23 protein-coding genes and 1 pseudogene are annotated in these 17453 nt (G+C 64.4%); 17 read left to right on the top strand and 7 right to left on the bottom strand.

Annotated features, from left to right (window positions below):
* Positions 1 to 161 precede the first annotated feature (161 nt).
* From EGO55_RS07655 to blaOXA, 7 genes are all read right to left on the bottom strand, one after another.
* Positions 162 to 755: a DUF3159 domain-containing protein gene (locus EGO55_RS07655; RefSeq protein ID WP_201798929.1), complete on the bottom strand. Its 594-nt coding sequence runs from the start codon at positions 753 to 755 to the stop codon at positions 162 to 164.
* A gap of 69 nt (positions 756 to 824) precedes the next feature.
* Complete coding sequence (locus tag EGO55_RS20740) at positions 825 to 950, bottom strand: carotenoid oxygenase family protein (RefSeq protein WP_124916751.1); 126 nt, start codon at positions 948 to 950, stop codon at positions 825 to 827.
* Between the two features lie 21 nt (positions 951 to 971).
* Positions 972 to 1409, bottom strand: coding sequence for a hypothetical protein (locus EGO55_RS07645; RefSeq protein WP_021691375.1), 438 nt, complete (start codon positions 1407 to 1409; stop codon positions 972 to 974).
* 13 nt (positions 1410 to 1422) lie between these two features.
* Entirely contained in the window at positions 1423 to 1824 is a 402-nt protein-coding gene (locus tag EGO55_RS07640) for a DUF1398 domain-containing protein (protein WP_021691376.1), read from the bottom strand.
* A gap of 40 nt (positions 1825 to 1864) precedes the next feature.
* Positions 1865 to 2317, bottom strand: a complete 453-nt coding sequence (locus EGO55_RS07635) for a MarR family winged helix-turn-helix transcriptional regulator (protein WP_021691377.1) — start codon at positions 2315 to 2317, stop codon at positions 1865 to 1867.
* Between the two features lie 298 nt (positions 2318 to 2615).
* On the bottom strand, positions 2616 to 3503 hold the full coding sequence (locus EGO55_RS07630; RefSeq protein WP_201798928.1) for an alpha/beta fold hydrolase: 888 nt from the start codon (positions 3501 to 3503) through the stop codon (positions 2616 to 2618).
* A gap of 53 nt (positions 3504 to 3556) precedes the next feature.
* Positions 3557 to 4471 (bottom strand): class D beta-lactamase, encoded by a 915-nt coding sequence (gene blaOXA, locus EGO55_RS07625; RefSeq protein ID WP_124916750.1) that lies wholly within the window; start codon positions 4469 to 4471, stop codon positions 3557 to 3559.
* Between the two features lie 220 nt (positions 4472 to 4691).
* Between blaOXA and EGO55_RS07620 the strand changes: the two genes are divergently transcribed.
* The 17 genes and pseudogenes from EGO55_RS07620 (at position 4692) to EGO55_RS07545 (ending at position 17449) form a co-directional block, all read left to right on the top strand.
* Positions 4692 to 5108: a hypothetical protein gene (locus EGO55_RS07620; protein ID WP_021691380.1), complete on the top strand. Its 417-nt coding sequence runs from the start codon at positions 4692 to 4694 to the stop codon at positions 5106 to 5108.
* Positions 5109 to 5933: 825 nt separating this feature from the next.
* Positions 5934 to 6335 (top strand): single-stranded DNA-binding protein, encoded by a 402-nt coding sequence (locus EGO55_RS07615; protein WP_021691381.1) that lies wholly within the window; start codon positions 5934 to 5936, stop codon positions 6333 to 6335.
* A 457-nt stretch (positions 6336 to 6792) separates the two neighbouring features.
* On the top strand, positions 6793 to 6957 hold the full coding sequence (locus tag EGO55_RS20660; protein WP_169727749.1) for a hypothetical protein: 165 nt from the start codon (positions 6793 to 6795) through the stop codon (positions 6955 to 6957).
* Between the two features lie 243 nt (positions 6958 to 7200).
* Positions 7201 to 7467: a helix-turn-helix domain-containing protein gene (locus EGO55_RS07610; protein WP_021691383.1), complete on the top strand. Its 267-nt coding sequence runs from the start codon at positions 7201 to 7203 to the stop codon at positions 7465 to 7467.
* Positions 7468 to 7560: 93 nt separating this feature from the next.
* On the top strand, positions 7561 to 7821 hold the full coding sequence (locus EGO55_RS07605) for a DNA -binding domain-containing protein (protein ID WP_021691384.1): 261 nt from the start codon (positions 7561 to 7563) through the stop codon (positions 7819 to 7821).
* Positions 7822 to 7930: 109 nt separating this feature from the next.
* Positions 7931 to 8086: pseudogene (locus EGO55_RS21730) on the top strand (transcriptional regulator domain-containing protein); the annotation flags it as partial.
* A gap of 28 nt (positions 8087 to 8114) precedes the next feature.
* Entirely contained in the window at positions 8115 to 8711 is a 597-nt protein-coding gene (locus EGO55_RS07595; RefSeq protein ID WP_021691385.1) for a DUF2285 domain-containing protein, read from the top strand.
* A gap of 143 nt (positions 8712 to 8854) precedes the next feature.
* The gene (locus EGO55_RS07590) at positions 8855 to 9136 is read left to right on the top strand and encodes a helix-turn-helix transcriptional regulator (RefSeq protein WP_021691386.1); all 282 of its coding nucleotides are present in this window, start codon (positions 8855 to 8857) and stop codon (positions 9134 to 9136) included.
* 18 nt (positions 9137 to 9154) lie between these two features.
* Entirely contained in the window at positions 9155 to 10330 is a 1176-nt protein-coding gene (locus tag EGO55_RS07585; RefSeq protein WP_021691387.1) for a replication initiator protein A, read from the top strand.
* Positions 10327 to 10983: a ParA family partition ATPase gene (gene parA, locus EGO55_RS07580; RefSeq protein WP_021691388.1), complete on the top strand. Its 657-nt coding sequence runs from the start codon at positions 10327 to 10329 to the stop codon at positions 10981 to 10983. Before EGO55_RS07585 ends, parA begins: the two co-directional genes overlap by 4 nt.
* Positions 10980 to 11231 carry a ribbon-helix-helix protein gene (locus tag EGO55_RS07575; RefSeq protein WP_021691389.1) on the top strand — a complete coding sequence of 84 codons (252 nt, stop codon included), beginning with the start codon at positions 10980 to 10982 and terminating at the stop codon, positions 11229 to 11231. Before parA ends, EGO55_RS07575 begins: the two co-directional genes overlap by 4 nt.
* On the top strand, positions 11228 to 11749 hold the full coding sequence (locus EGO55_RS07570) for a DUF2840 domain-containing protein (RefSeq protein ID WP_021691390.1): 522 nt from the start codon (positions 11228 to 11230) through the stop codon (positions 11747 to 11749). The genes EGO55_RS07575 and EGO55_RS07570 overlap by 4 nt, the downstream gene beginning before the upstream one ends.
* Complete coding sequence (locus EGO55_RS07565; protein WP_021691391.1) at positions 11746 to 12291, top strand: S26 family signal peptidase; 546 nt, start codon at positions 11746 to 11748, stop codon at positions 12289 to 12291. Before EGO55_RS07570 ends, EGO55_RS07565 begins: the two co-directional genes overlap by 4 nt.
* 49 nt (positions 12292 to 12340) lie before the next feature.
* Positions 12341 to 12673: a DUF736 domain-containing protein gene (locus EGO55_RS07560; protein WP_021691392.1), complete on the top strand. Its 333-nt coding sequence runs from the start codon at positions 12341 to 12343 to the stop codon at positions 12671 to 12673.
* A gap of 3 nt (positions 12674 to 12676) precedes the next feature.
* Positions 12677 to 13456 (top strand): lytic transglycosylase domain-containing protein, encoded by a 780-nt coding sequence (locus EGO55_RS07555; protein ID WP_021691393.1) that lies wholly within the window; start codon positions 12677 to 12679, stop codon positions 13454 to 13456.
* A 243-nt stretch (positions 13457 to 13699) separates the two neighbouring features.
* A complete protein-coding gene (locus EGO55_RS07550; protein WP_021691394.1) occupies positions 13700 to 15439 on the top strand; it encodes a relaxase/mobilization nuclease domain-containing protein in 1740 nt (579 codons plus the stop codon).
* A 24-nt stretch (positions 15440 to 15463) separates the two neighbouring features.
* Positions 15464 to 17449 (top strand): conjugal transfer protein TraG, encoded by a 1986-nt coding sequence (locus tag EGO55_RS07545; protein WP_021691395.1) that lies wholly within the window; start codon positions 15464 to 15466, stop codon positions 17447 to 17449.
* Positions 17450 to 17453: the final 4 nt, after the last annotated feature.

Here is a 17453-nt window from a genome sequence, read left to right as displayed (position 1 = left end):
GATGGTGCGATCGATCGATCCAAGGCGTGTGGCACTCCATCGGGACCAATGGCCCTCCGAGGCCGCTGAGGTGTTAGGAACTCACGCTGCGGAAACCATCTTGGCCAGCGATCACATGCGGTCGCGCCCAAAGGCCGGACATATGGACGCAAGCGATACGATCAAATCTTTCCGCTCAGCCCTTGCAAGAGGGAGCCGTCCACATATGGTCCCGCCTTCTGGCCAATATGATCTGGATACCAACCGGTGAATTTCACCGCGCCAACAAGCGCGGCCACAATCGCCAGGATGCCCAACCGATGGGGAACATTCGGCATATAGAGTAGGGCCAGTTCGGCCGCGACCATCACTGCGAAGGCAAGCGCCCACACGCCCGTGATGACATAGTTCGTGCGCAAGAACTCAGGCGTAGCTTGATATTCGGCGGGAACCTGCTCGCGCGCATATTGCAGGGTAAAGGGACGGCCGATCGCCATCGAGATCAGCACGACGCCCAAAAGGCCCGTGTCGACGCACAACCGCACACCGATGACGGACCAGGTCGGCGTGCCGAACAGGGCGTAGAGGACCAGAGCACAGAACAGGGTTGCCGTACCGATCTCCAGAATCTTAGGGGAACGGCCCGCTGTCATCACATCGCGAACGATCAGTCCGATCGAGATGAGAGCACCGACGACAAGGCCCTCGGTAGACCCCGCAAATCGATCGATGATGGCGAAACCAATGAATGGTGCGAAGGCCAGCAGAATGCCCATGTTGCGCTTCCTGGGTGTTTGCGTGGAGGCCGCTGATCGGCGATGACGTCTTCTGCACGGCCAGTAAAATCAGGCTTTGGAAATCCAGTTGCCGTGCAGGCCCTGCGGCACGCGTTGCGGCAAGCGGATCACGGCGACCGGATCGGCGTCGATAGGCGCGAGCCCCAGACTGGCGTGACGCTCTTGGACCGACATGGGTCGAGCATCGAAAATCCTTCAGCGCGAAAGGGAAATGACCGTCGCCCCGGCGCAGATCAGCAGAGTGCCGAGACCGACGAGTGACAGGTTGAGGTTGCGCCATTCCGCAAAGGCCATGGCGCCCACAGCGACTGCGACCAGAGCGTTGCTGTTGGTCAACGGGGCGATGATCGAGACGGGCAACTTCAGCACACCCATGCCATAGGCCATGCAGGCGATGGCTACCGTCCAGGTGCTCCCCATCGCGGCAGCGAAGAGGACAGGCCGTGCGGCAAAAATCGAGCCGCCCGTCCAGAAGAGGGCCGCCCAGCCGAACATCGCCACGACGCTGCCGACAACGGCCAGGTAAAGCGGGATAGACGCACCGGCGCCGAGGCTCGCCCGCATGAAGACGGTGCCGAGCCCAAGACAGATGGCGGGGATGACCCCGCCGATCAGGAATCCGGAAAGCGTCATCACCCGCTCTCCGTCACTTCGGGAAGTGCTCGACATGGGTCTCTGCCGTGCGCCCGAAATAGACGACGCGCCGGCCCAGGAACGAGACGAGGTATCCCGCGCAGCCGGCATCCCTCGCCTTCTCGCTGAAGACGATATAGCTGTAGTCGGCGGGGTTCGCCTGTGCCCATCGCACCAGGCGCTCGACTTCGTGGGCGTCGAAGGCGGCGGCGACGCTGCCGGCGGAAGGTTGCATGTCCAGTGTCACGCTATCGCCGTCCGGGAGGTAATAGGTCTGGCTGTTTCGGCGATAATCGACCGTATAGCCTTCGAAGCCGGAAGCGATCAGCTTGCCGACGATCTCCGGAAAGCTCAGGCTCCCGTCATGGGCGGCAAGCAGGCAGGTTTGGGCAATAGAGATCCGTTCCGCGTCCATGGCGGTTTCCTTTCGTAGCGATGTTGAGTGCGTCTGGCGGTCAGTCCACCGGGGTCGTTTTAAGCTCGCGCCGCTCGGCGAGAGCCTTCAGGATGCGGTCGAGCGTTTCGTGGTCTTCCTTCGTCAACACACCGAAGAATTCGGCGTCATTCTCGTCGGCAAGCGATGCCACGACGGGGATCTTGGCCCGGCCCTCTTTCGTCAGAGACAGACTATGAGCGCGCTTGTCCTCCTGGCTTTCCGCCCGCTCGACCAATCCTTTGGCGATCAGTCTCTCGCCAAGTTTGCTGATAGCCCCCTTCGTCATGCCCATCCTCTCCGCCAGAACTGACGGAGAGGTCGGTTCCAGATCGTAGAGCGCCCGCATCAACGTCCACTCCGCGACAGTGACGTCTTCGCCAGATACCTTGCGAGCGAACTCCTGAGATACGGCGTTCGACACCATCCGCATCCAATAGCCGGAATGATCGGTCAGTTTCGAGACTGAGGTCATGGGCCGCTCCTTGTTGACTAGGAAACTAACCCATGAATGTTTCCTAGTCAACCATAATTTGCGCCGAGCTGATCTCTCTTTGAATACAGACCGTCTCTCCAGCACCGCTCAAGCGCAACGATGCGATGTTCGACACCATGCCGGTTGGGGGCATCCACTTTCCCGGAACCGGGATCAAGGCAACCTCGCCGACAAGGCCGGCAAGCTCGGCATTCCGGTCATGAAGCATGGCCGCGCACAAGAAGCCCGCGTCAAAACGCCTGCACCTCTGAATTTCTGGCGCAGGCCGATAACGCTTTTACGCTTGAACAAATGCAAGGACGCTGCGACCGAACTTCCCAAACGTGTCCCGAACAGCCGAGGGGTTCTCGATCCAGGGGAAATGCCCGCCACCCTCGACGGTAACATAGGCCACGTTTGGCGTGCGAAACCGCTCCGCATCCCAGCCACCCTGCCAGACGATCCGATCATCCCCGCCCGCAATGACAAGTGTGGGAATCGTCCGTGGCCACCACCTGGCCGCATAAACATGGTCGAAATTATCCTCCGACCAATCGACCGCCGCGGAATTGTACGGCATCCGGCTCAGAAGGTCCCGCCCCCGGGCAAGCCCGGCCGGCGCGAAATTCCACTCCGTTGACGCAACAGCAATCGCCGCGATATTTTCATCACGACGATCCGCCTCGTAGATCAGAGTTGCGGCCGTCACCTCCGGCAGCGGATGGGCCATGGTCATTTCGACGAAACGCGGGTGCCAACTGGCGTCCGGCGCTGTATCGAGCAGGACCATCCCGACGATATGCTCTTCCAATTCGGGAGTCGCCAGCAGGTACATTCCGCCGGTCGAGTGCCCGGCGAACACCACGTTTGGAAGGGCTTGTGCGGCTTCGACGACAGCGTGGGGCCAGCAGGAAAAGGGATCGGCGGGCGCGCCTGGGGCCTGACGGTTCGAACCGTCTCCCGGCAGATCCACAAGCCAGATGCTCCCCGGGACATCGAGGCAGTCCGCCAGTTCAACCAGGCTTTCGGAACCTATGCCCGGCCCGCCGGGCAAAAAGAGCCAATTGAGGTTTCCTTCTGTTTCGGAATGCTTGCGCAGACGAACACCGGAGCGGGTATAAACGGTGTCGCTCATGATGCTGCTCCTCCGCTGATCCACGATGGTAGCGATGAAGGCCAGCGGCATGATCGGTTGTTTGTGATTTTCACTCTATGAATCCGTATGAAACGCACTGGCTGTCAGCCATTGGCGAGGGTGCTGAGATTTTGAAGTATGAAGTTGCGGGCCAATGTTCCGCCGGGCGTGGATGAAGGTTCCGTGCCCACCTGGAGCCGAGCGAAGGCAACAGTCCGACCCTGGCGCTCTCCCCATCCGACGAACCAGCCCTGGGGCCGGGACTTGTCGATCTGGCCAGCCTCATTCCTCAGCCAACCGCTTCCGCTTTTACCCCGGATCGTCCACCCGCCTTCGCCCGGATAGGACGGCAGGGTTTCCCGCGTCAGGCGATAGGCGTTTGAGGAAACGCCCAGTCGCTCATTCAGGAAATCCGATACGAACCCGACTTGCTCATCGGCCGAGATCGCCAGCGAGTTCATGAGCCAAGCGTGCGTCAGGCCGTCTTCGGCGGACGTTCCGGCGACATCCTCGTTGCCGTATCGAAACTGCTTCACATAGGACGCAAACCGCTCCTTCCCCAGCTTTCGCGTCATCTGCTGGGAATACCACACGATCGAATCCCGCAGCCAGACGGAGGGATCGGCATCCTTATGGGCGGTCGGCGGATCGTAGGCGTTCTCGAACTCCGGAAGATATTGGATGGCCGGACTATGCGGACCCGTCAAAATGCCGGCGTCAAAACCCATGACGGCAATAGGGAACTTGAAGCTCGAACACGGGCTGTAGCGATCCGTACACGGTCCTTCGCGCAGAAGCGTCTTGCCGCTCCAGGCGTCCTTGACGATCGTGCAGACGACCGGCCGAGCGGTTTGCGCAAAGGCGCGAACACTGCCGAACGCCGCGCTCGCCGCGAAAGTCAGGAATGCACTTGTGAATTCTCTCCGATACATAAATCCAATTGCCCCATTTTCAATTGATTGGCGCTTAGCACGAGATTGGCGATCCACGCTGCGCGTATTTATGACTATCCAGTACAATGGTCGCCTTGCCTCGTGCTTACGTCATTTATTCGTGGCGCATGATTCCCCCCAAAGGCGGCGTTTTGGCGGTAGAGACGTGAACTCACGTCTTGACGAGAGCAGAGGAAGATGGCCTTTTCGAAGCATCCTTGCAGAACCGGTGAAGCAGCATAGTCGCAGGCGGAGCATATCTCTCGGCAGCCTGTCGTGATCCTCATGCCATTATCTGGAGGTTTCCATGACGCTCATCCTTCTCGCCGTCTCGCTCACCATCGCCTTCTGCGTAATCGCCTGGCATCTCGCCATCTATGCGCTGCCGGTGATGACGGGCATCACGGCCTTCCAATATGTCCATGCAACCGGCTCCGGCTTCTGGCTTTCCGCCCTTGCGGCCATTGGTGCGGCCGTCGGCTCCATCGCCCTGGTCATCGCCGTGCTGGGCTTTGCGAAGAACCCTGCCTTGCGTCTGATCGCGCTCGCCATCTTCGCAATTCCGGCCATGATCGCCGGTTTCGCGCTGGTTCATGGCGTGACCAAGCACATGATCGACTCGGCCATCGCCATCAACATCCTCGGCGGGATCGGCGGCGTTATCATCGGCATCGCGGCCGTGGTGAACCTCAACGCGGTCGGAACGGCTGCGCTTTCACGCTAATCGTATTGATCCGGTGATGCTGGCAGCATGGGCCGGGAAGGAAGGGTGTCACCCTGCGGGCCGCGCTTTCGGCTTCGCCGGAACCACGCTTCTGGCGCGTTTCCGCCATTCGGCTTCAATCGCTGACACGGGGCGGCGGCGATCCATCGCTCCGATGTCCATCTCGGCAGCTTTCGCGCTAGGCCCCGCCATCCGATCAGTATAGGGCGTCATCGCATCGCTGGTTGTACCGTTGCCATGTCGGTCGCCCTGTCAGGCCCGGTGCGTCGGCATCGGGCGGAATCTGCGAGCGCGGCGGTCAATGCGGCGTTGATCGGCCCATGGGGTGCGCAAGAAGCTGGGTCGCGAACACCTTCATGCCATCCAGCAATGCACTGGATCGAGCCTCGTCCCGTGGAACGGTGGATACGGCGAACGGTGCGGATAACCCCGTAGGCGCCTCATTCTCGCGGAAGTCCTCCCTTGCTTCAGAGGCCAGGGCGCGGATCGGCAGGCGAACGGGGATGTGGCCGGTGCGCCACCGAGGCGGTGCGTCTGGTCCTGTCGTCATCTGCGGCCAGCAAGGACGGTGTTCTGGCTCCGGTCTCCGCCGGGCTTACGGATGCACCAATCCCTCCGACTGACTGATCCCCTAAGTCCGTTCTGTTTCCTGCTGGCAACCCCCGCGGCTTCCGGCCGTGTTGCCGCGCGGGGCGCGGCTGCCCGCTCCACCCGGACCTTGGGGGTCAAGCCGCCGCCGAAGGCGCCGATGCAGGAGTCTCCAGACGGCTTTGGCCGGGTCTCGTCGGAGGGAATGGTTCCTCCGAGAAGCAACGGAGACCTACAATGCAGAACATCGTCATCCTCGCTGGCAACATCGGCCAGGACCCGGAAACCCGCACCACCCAGGGCGGCACCCGCATCACCCACTTCACCCTCGCAACCTCGCGCCCCCGCTACTCGGAAGGCAAGGTTGTCCGCGACGACAGGGGCTACCGGGTTCAGGACACCGAATGGCACCGGATCACCGCCTTCAACGGCCTCGGCAAGACGATCGAGGAGCATTGCGAAAAGGGCATGAAGGTTCTGGTTCGCGGCCGCATCCACTACACCAAATGGCAGGATCAGCAGGGCAACGACCGCTACGGCTGCGAGATCATCGCCGAAACGGTCGATTTCCTGAGCCGGGCGAAGCAGACCGAAACGGATCGCGACGACCTCGACCTCGACGACGACATCCCGTTCTGATCGGACGGCCGGAGACCCGGCGGCGAAAGCCGCCGGGATTTCTCATGTTCGCTTCGGATCGCCGCCACCATGAGCCTCGGCCGCGCGTCCTGGGGGACGCACGCCCCGGTTCACTTGAAGGTATCAGAACAAGAGATTGAGTCCGTTGTATATTCAGCGGCAGGCATCACGCAGGCCATGAACGACGCCAGACGATGACGACCACCAGACGGCGAACCGAGGCAGCGCCAGCAATGGCAATGCAAGGGCAACCGGCTCCAGAAGACGGAAACCACCCCGCTCTCATGGCTTAACCTTGGTTCCGGTCCCGGCCTTCCAAGGTCAACCCTCATGGGGTCCGCTACGCAAAGCGTGCGGTCGCTTCGTCTTCGCCTGCGCGATGACCCCGGCCAATCCCAAAACACTTCGGGCGCCCGTCGAGCGGGGAATGGTCCCCGCCAAGATCGGGAGCCAGACAATGACCCTCGCAACTGCCAACGCCTACGCCGCCAGCCTCGCTTCCACCCTGATGGTCGCCATCATCGTTTTCCGCGCCGGCGATGGCACCATGAGCGTGATGCCCGCCACTGAATATGACGGCGACGACGACACCATCGTCGCCGAACTCGATCCCTTCGCGTGAAACGGGGCGGATCATCCGCCGCCCCTTTTAGACGCCGGCCGTCCAATGCGATCGCCGGCGCTCTGCGCGCGGCAGGATGCCTTTTAGGCGCCCCTAGACCGCGCCGTCCTTGCGAATCACTGCGCCGCAGCCACGCCGTCGTGCGTTCCTTACAACGTCTTTAGACTGGCAAAACGAAGCAAGAACGACTAAAATGGCCGTAGTTCTGGAATGCGCGTTGTCTGCGATGGGAGGTGATCATGCATGATCACCGCCCGACAATCACGGGCCGCACGCGCGTTGCTGGGTTGGACACAGGAGACGCTCGCTGACAAGGCCCGCATATCGCTGACCGCGCTCAAACGCCTCGAATCCGAAAGCGGGCTTGAGGTGTATGAGACGACACGCGATGAGGTGCGCAGGGCTTTGGAAGCTGCCGGGATCGTCTTCTTGTCCACCGCTCAGGGGCAAGGGGTGTTGCTGGTCGATGATCGCGGAAGTAAGCCGACCCAATCCACCGTCGCGCGCTGATCTGTGGCCAATGCCCACGGGCGCATATCTTGCCTCCATTTTCGACACAACTTGGTTAAGATGCCTCGGTTTCCTGTTAACCGAGTCTGCACCATGATCGAGACATTCGAGGATATCGCACCGGCAGGGCAGGAACTCACCGCCTATGACAAGGCGCACGTCAAACTCTACATGCGTCTTCTGGATGCGGCCGCCGAAGGCGCCGACTGGACAGAGGCGGTAGAAGTGCTGTTCGGGCTCGATCCCGCTAGTGACCCCGAACGCTGCCGGCGCATTCATGACAGCCATCTCGACCGCGCGCGCTGGATGACGCACACCGGCTATCGGCACCTTCTGCGACAGGCCCACGGCTGATCAAACTCATTCTCTGAGCGATGCCCTTTCGACATCGCGCAATGCACGCGCCTGAACTTCCATTACCTTCGTTGAAATAGGAACACTGAGCATTCGACTTGCGCGCAACATGCGGGGAGTTGATGCGATGCGGCCAGATACAAAAAATTGGCGGAATGACAGCAGTTACGACTACTTCGACAGCTTGCCGGTCGAAGGGCTCGCCTGGGAATGCCTTCGCCGATACGTTCCTTATCAGGACCTCTACAGCGATCTTCTAAACGCTGCCGCTGAAGCCGTACCGTTTCCCCAGGATGCACAACAACGCTGGGGGTTGCGATTTCCCGGCGAGGCCGGGCCTGTCCGCCCTGGATCAGAAAGTTCTCTGGTCGCCGTCGAGCGATACCGCCATTCTTCTGTTGACGCGCCGACCGGACTTTCTGTCGCCAGCCTCCGCGTCATCCGCAGGTCCGTTCGCCGCCGGGCGTGATGCCCCCGAAGGCGCCTATGCGTCCTTCTCCGAACACGACCTCCAACTTCTCTTCCTTTCCGGCGCAACCCCAGACGATCAGCTCGCGGCCCTCGTGCCGATCGACGCAGACATATTCGATCGCATCGATGCGCTGACGCGGATGGCGTACGCTTGGTCCGGCCGGCCGTCGCCGCGTGACACGCGCATGACTGCCGACCAACGGCGTCGGCTGCGCCTCAAACTCCGCGCTGCCGATGGTCACATGAACGGCGCGACCTATCGCGAGATCGCCATCGCGTTCTACGGCGATGTCCGCGTCGATGCCGATCCCTGGAAGACGTCGCCGCTGCGCGATGCCGTGATCGCCTTCGTCGAAGGCGGTCTGGCGCTCATCAACGGCGGCTATCTGCAATTGCTCCGCCATCGCCGCCGATCATAGCCGACGCAATCCAACGCCGGCAGGGGTGGGGATTTTAGTCACCTCAAGTCCCCCATCCATCCCGCCGACGGTTCTCCGCCACCGTGGTCGCTGTCAGCCGCTGATCGCCAGCGGCCCCCAGCAAACCCACGGAGGCACGCTCCATGCGACCCGATACCGCCGCTCTCCCGCCACGCTACCTGCGGACCAAGGAAGCCGCTGAATTTCTCAGCCTGTCCGCCCGGACGCTGGAAAAGCATCGAACCTACGGGACTGGCCCGGCCTACCGCAAACTTGGCGGGCGCGTCGTCTATGCCGTCGACGATCTCGAAACCTGGGCCGAGCGCGGCGCCGTCACCTCCACCTCCGATCCGCGCGGCTCCGTGCTGCCGGCGAAGCGTCAGGCCCCCTCGACCGACCGGGTTGCCGGCCGGTTCGCACGCTGATCGCGGCCGGTTCCTTTCATGGTGGCGCGGCGTCGTGATCCTTCGGAGCGTGGGCAGCTCGATCTGTTTCGCGCGCTCCCCGGCGACTTCGCGCCGCGAGATGCGCAGGATCTCATGGCTTATCCCTTCTTCTCCCTCTCCAAATCTCATCGCGTCGCCCCGATCGATTTCGCGGCCGGCGACATCACGATCCGCGTCGAGGCCGTTCCCGATCATGGCATGGCCACGATCTGGGACGCCGACATCCTGATCTGGGCCGCCAGCCAGATCGTGGAAGCCCGCGACAACGGGCTGCGCACCTCCCGGCTGATGGCGGCGACGCCCTATGAAATCCTCACCTATGTCGGGCGCGGCACCAGCTTGCGCGACTACCAGCGCCTCAAGGCGGCGCTGGACCGGCTGCAATCCACGACCATCTCGACATCGATCCGCCAGCCGGCCGAGGGCCGCCGCCACCGCTTCTCGTGGATCAATGAATGGCAGGAGCGCACCGACCGCCATGGGCGGCCGGACGGCATCGAGCTGATCGTCCCCGACTGGTTCTACAAGGCCGTCCTCGACGACGCGCTCATCCTCACCATCGATCCGGCCTATTTCGATCTCACCGGCGGCCTCGACCGCTGGCTCTACCGCATCGTACGCAAGCACGGCGGCCGCCAGCGCGCCGGATGGCGGTTCGACCTGCGCCACCTCCACGTCAAATCCGGCAGCCTGTCGCCGTTCAAACGCTTCGCCTTCGAGCTGCGCGACATCGTGCGGCGCCAGCCGCTGCCCGGCTACGTCCTGTCGCTGAAGGTGGAGATCGGCGGGCGCACGTTGCTCGCGTTCGAGCCGCTCGCGCCCTGTGGAAAACCTGTGGACGGCCTCGTGCTATCGGGAACCCGGACTATCGTGCCATCGGGAACCCGAGGCTCGTGCTATCAGGAACCCAAACCGGCCTTAACGTCTGGAAATCGCGGGCGGATTCGCGCCCTTAACTTAGAGTCTAACCAAGAATCTAACTTTGAAGAGCGCGCGCGCGATGTGGAAAACCTCATCCGCGGCGCTGCCAGAAGCCTCAGCGTAGCCGCGAAAAAGAGCTTTCCGACCGCACCGTCCGGCCCCGGACGGGCCTCCGGCGACAGCCTTTCGTCCAAGGCTGGCGATCCCGAAGCGCCCCGGCTTCCCCTTGATCCACCGGGGGGACGCCGATGATCGTCGCGCTCCTCAATCAGAAGGGCGGCGTCGGTAAGACAACGCTCGCGCTCCACCTCGCCGGTGAACTCGCCGGACGCGGGCAGCGCGTCACGCTGATCGACGCGGACCCGCAGGGCTCGGCGCTCGACTGGTCGCAGCAGCGCAGTCGCGAGGGCCTGCCGCGCGCGTTCGGCGTCGTCGGCCTGGCGCGCGATACACTCCACCGCGAAGCGCCCGAGCTGGCGCGCGATGTCGATCATGTCGTCATCGACGGCCCGCCGCGCGTCGCCGGCCTCATGCGCTCGGCCTTGCTCGCCGCCGACCTCGTACTGATCCCTGTGCAGCCTTCGCCGCTCGACGGCTGGGCCTCGGCCGAGATGCTGTCGCTACTCGCGGAAGCGCGCATCTACCGGCCGCAGCTCGTCGCCCGCTTCGTTCTCAACCGCTGCGCCGCGCGCACCGTCATCGCCCGCGAGACGGCCGAGACGCTGGCCGATCACGATCCGCCGGTGCTCGCCGCGACGATCGGCCAACGCATCGTCTTCGCCGACGCCGCGCAGTCCGGCCGGCTCGCCTCGGAGATCGACAGCCGCTCGCCCGCCGCCCGCGAGATCGCCGCGCTCGTATCCGAGATCGGGCGGCTGCGCATCGACAACGGTGGCGCGTCATGACGGGCCGCGTCGAGAAGCGCGGCTTCGCCACGCGCCCGGCCGATCCCGAACAATGGATCAAGACGGCCGAGAGCCCGCCGCGCGCAGCCGAGGCGAGCGCCTACACGGCCCGGCTCACCATCGACGTGACGCCCGAGCTGCGCGGCCGGATCAAGATCGCGGCCTTCGGGCGCGGCGTCACGGTCGCCGACATGCTGCGTGAGCTGCTCGCCCGCGAATTTCCCCCAACCCCAGGAGACCCCACATGACCGGCGCCGCGGCTCCCCGCGTGCGCGGCGGCCCGCCGCCGTCCGCACTCACCCATGATCGCATGACCCACGTCGAACTGACGTGGATCGAGAAGAAGATCGAATACTGGATCAGGTTCGGCCGTGAAGCCGCCGAACAGATCATCGACCGCCGCCAGCGCGTCGTCTCCTTCCGGCCAAACACCGTCTTCGCCTTCGTGCGATGGGCGGCCAACGACTTCGGCACGATCATCTCGCGCATCGACATCGTGCGCGCCGTCGAGCCGGGCGAGGCATACCAGACGCTGCCCTTCGTGCGGCCTGGCGGCGAAATCCTGCTGAAGATCGAAGGCTGGCCGAAGGTCGAGGACGTGCTGCGCCACGTCGATGCGATCGAGGCGATCGGCATCGATGCGGACGCCGTTTCGCCGGAACACTGGCGGCACGTCCACAACCGGATGGCCGCCGGTCATCAGCCCCGCGCCTATACGCTCGACCAGCACCGCGCCTTCCTCCTTCGCGGGAAGGTCCGGCCATGACACGTGCCGGCCTCTTCCTCGTCACGGCCCTTGCCACGATGGGCATCGGCTATCCGGCGCTCACGCCGATGCCGATCAAGCTGATGTGGAACGCATCGGCGAGCGCGCCCATCGGCCTCTACTCCATCGACGACGACGGGCCGTTCGACGTCACCGATCTTGTCGCCGTCGACGCGCCGGAGCCGCTCGCAACTTTCCTCGCAGAGCGCGGCTATCTGCCCAAGGGCGTCCCACTGCTGAAGCGCATCCTCGGCGTTTCAGGGCAGACGGTTTGCCGCTCGAACCTCACCATAGCCGTCGATGGCGTCGAAATGGGCGATGCCCTGCCGCGTGATCGCGCCGGGCGCGATCTGCCCGTCTGGCAGGGCTGCCGCCGCATCCAGACCGGCGAAGTCTTCCTCATGAACTGGCAGGTCCGCGACAGCCTCGACGGTCGCTACTTCGGCCTGACCTCCACCGACCAGATCATCGGCCACGCGATCCCGCTGTGGACCGACGAAGAAGGCGACGGCCGCTTCGAATGGCGCGCGCCGACGCACTGACCGGGCGCACCGACCTCGCATTTCCCCACCAACCAGAAGGAGACTGACAATGCCCAATCTGCTCTTTGAACCCACCACCAACGGCTACACCGGCCGCGTTCGCCTGTTCGGCATCAACGAGGCGATCGTGCTCGTCAGCGCCGATCCAAGCGACGCCGAGAGCGCCCCGGATTACCGCATCCACCTCGACGACGAGGACGGCCCCGAGATCGGTGCCGGCTGGAAACGTGTCGGCGAACGCGCCGGCGATTACATCGCCCTGGAGATCGACAGCCCGCTCTTTCTCACCGTATTTCGTCCGGCACTGTTCCAGGCCGACGACGAAGGCCGCACGTTCCGGCTGGCGTGGAAGCGGCCCCGACCGCGCGAGGATCGGAGCTGATCCATGCTGGCTCCGATCATTTCCATGCTCACTGGCCGGCGTCGTGACAGGGCCGGATCGGCATGTCGCCATGCCGTTCTCTTGTGCTTCGGCGTGCTCGCGGTCTGCGCCGGGCCGACCGGGGCAACAGCGCAGTCCGCGCCGATCGCGCGTCCGGCCGCCGTCGATCCTTACGCCGCCCACATCACCGAGGCGGCGCAGCGGTTCGGCATTCCCGAACGATGGATTCGCGCCGTGCTGCGTGCCGAGAGCGCAGGCGACATGCGCGCGATCTCGGCGGCGGGTGCGCTGGGGCTGATGCAGGTCATGCCCGACACCTGGGCCGCCTTGCGTGTACGCTACCGTCTCGGCCGCGATCCTTACGACCCGCACGACAACATCATGGCGGGCGCGGCCTATCTGCGCGAGATGTGGGACCGCTACGGCGATGTCGGCGCTATGCTCGCGGCCTACAACGCCGGGCCGGGCCGCTACGACGACCGTCGCTCGACGGGCCGCGCATTACCGGCTGAAACGCGGGCCTACGTCGCCGCGCTCGCTCCAGTTCTCGGCGGCGCGGTTGCTCCCGAAACGCCGGCCGCGCAACCCGCACCGCCGCCCGATTGGCGCGAGGCAGCGATCTTCGTGGTGCGCTCGATCGACGCTCGCCCCGCAGCCTCGCTGTCGGCCAATCGGCATTCGGACGACAGCCGTTCCTCCGTCACGGCGGGGCCGTCCGATCCGACTGCTGCATCGGATTCGCCCCTCGTCGTCGCACGCTCCGACCCTGGAGCGCATCCATGAGCGTGGGGGCCGCCATTCGCATCCCTTCGTGCTCTGGCGTGTCATGGAGGGCGCAAAGGGCAGAGGCAGGCAAAACAACCGGACGATGGCGAGATAAAAAGGCGCACGGTGCGCTTCGGTCGGTCGGTTGTTTTTGTTTGGTTTTCTGGCGCGTTCCGCACCGTGCCGCGCTTTCGCGCACCGTGCGCTCTGCGCCCATCTTCCTGATTTTCCTGTGCCTTTTGCACCGTGCGGGGCTGCGCCATGGCCGATGACAGCGAAATCCGCGTCCGGCCGGGGCGCATCCGCTCGACCCGCGCGCAACAAGCCCGGCCCTTTATTTCTCAGGCGCTCGCCGCCGCGCAAAAGGCCGGGGGGCGCGTCTCCCGCTCCGGCAAGATCACGCCCGGCAACCGCTCGCGCTTCGGGCGCGGCCAGCGCGCCAGCATCCAGGCCAACCGGCTGCTCACCGGCCGCTCGCGCATCGTCGTCATCAAGACCCGCGTGGTCCGCCATAGCGCACGCGCCGCGCCGCTGGCTGCGCACCTCTCATATCTGCGCCGCGACGGCGTGACCCGAGACGGGGAGAAGGCGCGGCTGTTCGGGCCTGAAGGCGACAATGTGGACGCCCGCGACTTCGCGGAGCGCTGCGAGGACGACCGCCATCATTTCCGTTTCATCGTCTCGCCCGAGGACGCTGTGGATATGGCCGACCTCAAAGACCACGCCAGCGAGCTGATGGGGCAGATGGAAAAAGATCTGGGCACCAAGCTCGATTGGGTCGGCGTCGATCACTGGAACACCGACAATCCCCATGTCCATATCATCCTGCGCGGCCGCACCGATGACGGCCAGGACCTCGTGATCTCTCGCGATTACATCAAGGAGGGAATGCGCGCCCGCGCGCAGGATCTCGTCACCCAGGAACTCGGCCAGCGCACCGATCTGGAGATCAACCGCAATCTGGAGCGGCAGGTCGAAGCCGAACGCTGGACGCAGCTCGACCGGCAGCTTGTCCGCGACGCCGGCAAGTCAGGTATCATCGACCTCGCGCCGCAGCCCGGCCAGCAGCCGGACGAATTCCATGCGCTGAAGGTCGGCCGGCTCCGCACCCTCGAAATCCGCGGGCTGGCCGGACAGGTCGGACACCAGCAATGGTTCATCAAGGCCGAGGCCGAATCCACGCTTCGCGAACTCGGCGAGCGCGGCGACATCATCAAGCGGATGCACCGCGCGCTGACCGAACGCGACATCGAGCGCGGCTCGGCCAGTTATGTCCTCGCCGGCGAGAGCCTCGACGTTCCCGTCATCGGCCGCCTGGTCGAGCGCGGCCTCGACGACGAGCTGAGAGGAACGGCCTACGCCGTGGTCGACGGCGTGGACGGCCGCACCCATCACATCAAGCTGCCGCATCTCGACGCCACCGGCGACAGCCCGCCCGGATCGATCGTCGAGCTGCGCGCCTATGAGGATGCGCGGGGCGAGCGCCGCGTTGCGCTCGCCGTCCGCTCCGATCTCGATCTCCAGCATCAGGTGAGCGCCACCGGCGCGACCTGGCTCGACAGGCAATCCATCGCCCGCGAACCCGTCGCCATGTCCGACGGCGGCTTCGGCGCCGAGGTGCGCCAGGCGATGCGGCAGCGCGCGGAGCACCTGGTCGGCGAAGGTCTCGCCGAACAACAGGGCCGCCGCGTCATCTTCAGCCGTAACCTGATCGATACGCTTCGCCGCCGCGAGGTGGATGCTGTGACCGACCGGCTGGCGAAGGAGATGGGCCAACCGTTCAAACCGGCCGGAAACGGCGAATACGTCGCCGGCACCTATCGCCAGCGCCTGACGCTCGCATCGGGCCGCTTCGCCATGATCGACGACGGCCTCGGCTTCCAGCTCGTGCCCTGGTCGCCATCCCTCGACAAGCAGCTCGGCCGCCATGTCTCCGGCGTCGCCCGCGACGGCGGCGGCGTCGATTGGGATTTCGGGCGCAAGCGCGGCCTCGGCCTCTAGCCTCAACAGAGAAGGAACATCGCCATGTCCGCGACCAAAATCCTATGGGGACAGATTCTGATCGTCTTCCTCATCGTCCTCTCCACCACCTGGGGCGCGACGCAATATGTCGCCTGGAGCCTCGGGTTTCAGGCGCAGCTCGGAGCGCCCTGGTTCGTCCTCTTCGGCGTGCCGATCTACCATCCGCCCATCTTTTTCTGGTGGTGGTTCTCCTACGACGCCTACGCGCCCGCGATCTTCACCAAAGGCGCATTCATCGCCGCGTCCGGCGGCTTCATCGCCATCGCCGTCGCGATCGGCATGTCGGTCTGGCGCGCGCGTGAGGCCAAGGACGTCGCCACCTATGGCTCGGCGCGCTGGGCCGAGAAGGAAGAGGTGAAGGCCGCGGGGCTGCTCGATCCCGATGGCGTCGTGCTCGGCCGCTACGAGCGCGAGTATCTGCGCCATGACGGGCCGGAGCATGTGCTGTGCTTCGCCCCGACGCGATCGGGCAAAGGCGTCGGCCTTGTCGTGCCGTCATTGTTGACCTGGCCGGGCTCGGCCATCGTCCACGACATCAAGGGCGAGAACTGGACGCTGACGGCCGGCTTCCGCGCGCTCCATGGCCGCGTGCTCATCTTCGATCCGACCAACTCGAAATCATCGGCCTATAATCCCTTGCTCGAGGTGCGGCGCGGCGAGTGGGAAGTCCGCGACGTCCAGAATATCGCCGACATCCTCGTCGATCCCGAAGGCAGCCTCGACAAGCGGAGCCACTGGGAGAAAACCAGCCATTCGCTTCTGGTCGGCGCGATCCTGCATGTCCTCTACGCCGGGGACGACAAGACGCTAGCCGGCGTCGCCGCCTTCCTCTCCGATCCGAAGCGCCCGATCGAGTCGACGCTCGCCGCGATGATGACGACAAGCCATCTTGGTGAAGCGGGGCCGCACCCGGTCATCGCCAGCGCCGCGCGCGAGCTGCTCAACAAATCCGACAACGAACGCTCCGGCGTGCTGTCGACCGCCATGTCGTTTCTGGGTCTCTACCGCGATCCCGTCGTTGCCGAGGTGACGCGACGCTGCGATTGGCGGATCGCCGACATGGTGGGAGGCAAGCGCCCAACCACGCTCTACCTCGTCGTGCCGCCATCGGACATCAATCGCACCAAGCCGCTGATCCGCCTGATCCTCAATCAGGTCGGCCGCCGCCTGACCGAGGATCTGCAAGCCAAGGCCGGGCGGCATCGGCTGCTGCTCATGCTCGACGAGTTTCCGGCGCTGGGGCGGCTCGACTTCTTCGAGAGCGCTCTGGCCTTCATGGCGGGCTATGGCCTCAAAGCCTTCCTCATCGCCCAATCGCTGAACCAGATCGAAAAGGCATACGGCCCGAACAACTCCATCCTCGACAACTGCCATGTGCGCGTCAGCTTCGCCACGAACGACGAGCGCACCGCCAAACGTGTTTCCGACGCGCTCGGCACCGCGACCGAGATGAAGGCGATGAAGAACTATGCCGGGCATCGCCTGTCGCCTTGGCTTGGCCATCTGATGGTGTCGCGCTCGGAGACCGCCCGCCAGTTGCTGACACCGGGCGAGATCATGCAGCTCCCGCCGACCGACGAGATCGTCATGGTCGCCGGCACTCCGCCGATCCGCGCGAAGAAGGCCCGCTACTACGAGGATGCCCGGTTCCGCGAGCGTCTTCTGGTGCCGCCCGAATTGAAACGCACTGACAAACCGCGCCCGGACGACTGGAGCAGCTTGCCGATCCCGGCGCGGCCGGACGCGACCGGCGCGCAACCGGCGATCCCATCCGAGGACGAGGACACGACGGACTCCGAACGCCGGCTGCAACCCGAACTCAGCCGCGCCAAGCCGGTGGAGAAGAAGGAACCGATCGAAAACGAATTCGAGATCGAGCTACCCGACGACATCGACGAGGATTCCGTGCGCAATCAGCGCATGGTCCGCCAGGTCCAGGGGATTGCGCGGCAGGTTTCGCTCGACCCCGATGACGGCATGGACCTGTAAGCGC

The organism is Caenibius tardaugens NBRC 16725 (genome assembly GCF_003860345.1).
Classification (GTDB): Bacteria; Pseudomonadota; Alphaproteobacteria; order Sphingomonadales; family Sphingomonadaceae; genus Caenibius; species Caenibius tardaugens.
This window is presented reverse-complemented; position numbering and strand designations above follow the sequence as displayed.

Excerpts from the sequence above, each read along its gene's own strand:
- EGO55_RS07655 (WP_201798929.1), bottom strand. The coding sequence starts at position 755 with ATGGGCATTCTGCTGGCCTTCGCACCATTCATTGGTTTCGCCATCATC.
- EGO55_RS20740 (WP_124916751.1), bottom strand. The coding sequence starts at position 950 with ATGTCGGTCCAAGAGCGTCACGCCAGTCTGGGGCTCGCGCCTATCGAC.
- EGO55_RS07645 (WP_021691375.1), bottom strand. The coding sequence starts at position 1,409 with ATGACGCTTTCCGGATTCCTGATCGGCGGGGTCATCCCCGCCATCTGT.
- EGO55_RS07640 (WP_021691376.1), bottom strand. The coding sequence starts at position 1,824 with ATGGACGCGGAACGGATCTCTATTGCCCAAACCTGCCTGCTTGCCGCC.
- EGO55_RS07635 (WP_021691377.1), bottom strand. The coding sequence starts at position 2,317 with ATGACCTCAGTCTCGAAACTGACCGATCATTCCGGCTATTGGATGCGG.
- EGO55_RS07630 (WP_201798928.1), bottom strand. The coding sequence starts at position 3,503 with ATGCCGCTGGCCTTCATCGCTACCATCGTGGATCAGCGGAGGAGCAGC.
- EGO55_RS07620 (WP_021691380.1), top strand. The coding sequence starts at position 4,692 with ATGACGCTCATCCTTCTCGCCGTCTCGCTCACCATCGCCTTCTGCGTA.
- EGO55_RS07615 (WP_021691381.1), top strand. The coding sequence starts at position 5,934 with ATGCAGAACATCGTCATCCTCGCTGGCAACATCGGCCAGGACCCGGAA.
- EGO55_RS20660 (WP_169727749.1), top strand. The coding sequence starts at position 6,793 with ATGACCCTCGCAACTGCCAACGCCTACGCCGCCAGCCTCGCTTCCACC.
- EGO55_RS07610 (WP_021691383.1), top strand. The coding sequence starts at position 7,201 with ATGATCACCGCCCGACAATCACGGGCCGCACGCGCGTTGCTGGGTTGG.
- EGO55_RS07605 (WP_021691384.1), top strand. The coding sequence starts at position 7,561 with ATGATCGAGACATTCGAGGATATCGCACCGGCAGGGCAGGAACTCACC.
- EGO55_RS07595 (WP_021691385.1), top strand. The coding sequence starts at position 8,115 with ATGCACAACAACGCTGGGGGTTGCGATTTCCCGGCGAGGCCGGGCCTG.
- EGO55_RS07590 (WP_021691386.1), top strand. The coding sequence starts at position 8,855 with ATGCGACCCGATACCGCCGCTCTCCCGCCACGCTACCTGCGGACCAAG.
- EGO55_RS07585 (WP_021691387.1), top strand. The coding sequence starts at position 9,155 with ATGGTGGCGCGGCGTCGTGATCCTTCGGAGCGTGGGCAGCTCGATCTG.
- parA (WP_021691388.1), top strand. The coding sequence starts at position 10,327 with ATGATCGTCGCGCTCCTCAATCAGAAGGGCGGCGTCGGTAAGACAACG.
- EGO55_RS07575 (WP_021691389.1), top strand. The coding sequence starts at position 10,980 with ATGACGGGCCGCGTCGAGAAGCGCGGCTTCGCCACGCGCCCGGCCGAT.
- EGO55_RS07570 (WP_021691390.1), top strand. The coding sequence starts at position 11,228 with ATGACCGGCGCCGCGGCTCCCCGCGTGCGCGGCGGCCCGCCGCCGTCC.
- EGO55_RS07565 (WP_021691391.1), top strand. The coding sequence starts at position 11,746 with ATGACACGTGCCGGCCTCTTCCTCGTCACGGCCCTTGCCACGATGGGC.
- EGO55_RS07560 (WP_021691392.1), top strand. The coding sequence starts at position 12,341 with ATGCCCAATCTGCTCTTTGAACCCACCACCAACGGCTACACCGGCCGC.
- EGO55_RS07555 (WP_021691393.1), top strand. The coding sequence starts at position 12,677 with ATGCTGGCTCCGATCATTTCCATGCTCACTGGCCGGCGTCGTGACAGG.
- EGO55_RS07550 (WP_021691394.1), top strand. The coding sequence starts at position 13,700 with ATGGCCGATGACAGCGAAATCCGCGTCCGGCCGGGGCGCATCCGCTCG.
- EGO55_RS07545 (WP_021691395.1), top strand. The coding sequence starts at position 15,464 with ATGTCCGCGACCAAAATCCTATGGGGACAGATTCTGATCGTCTTCCTC.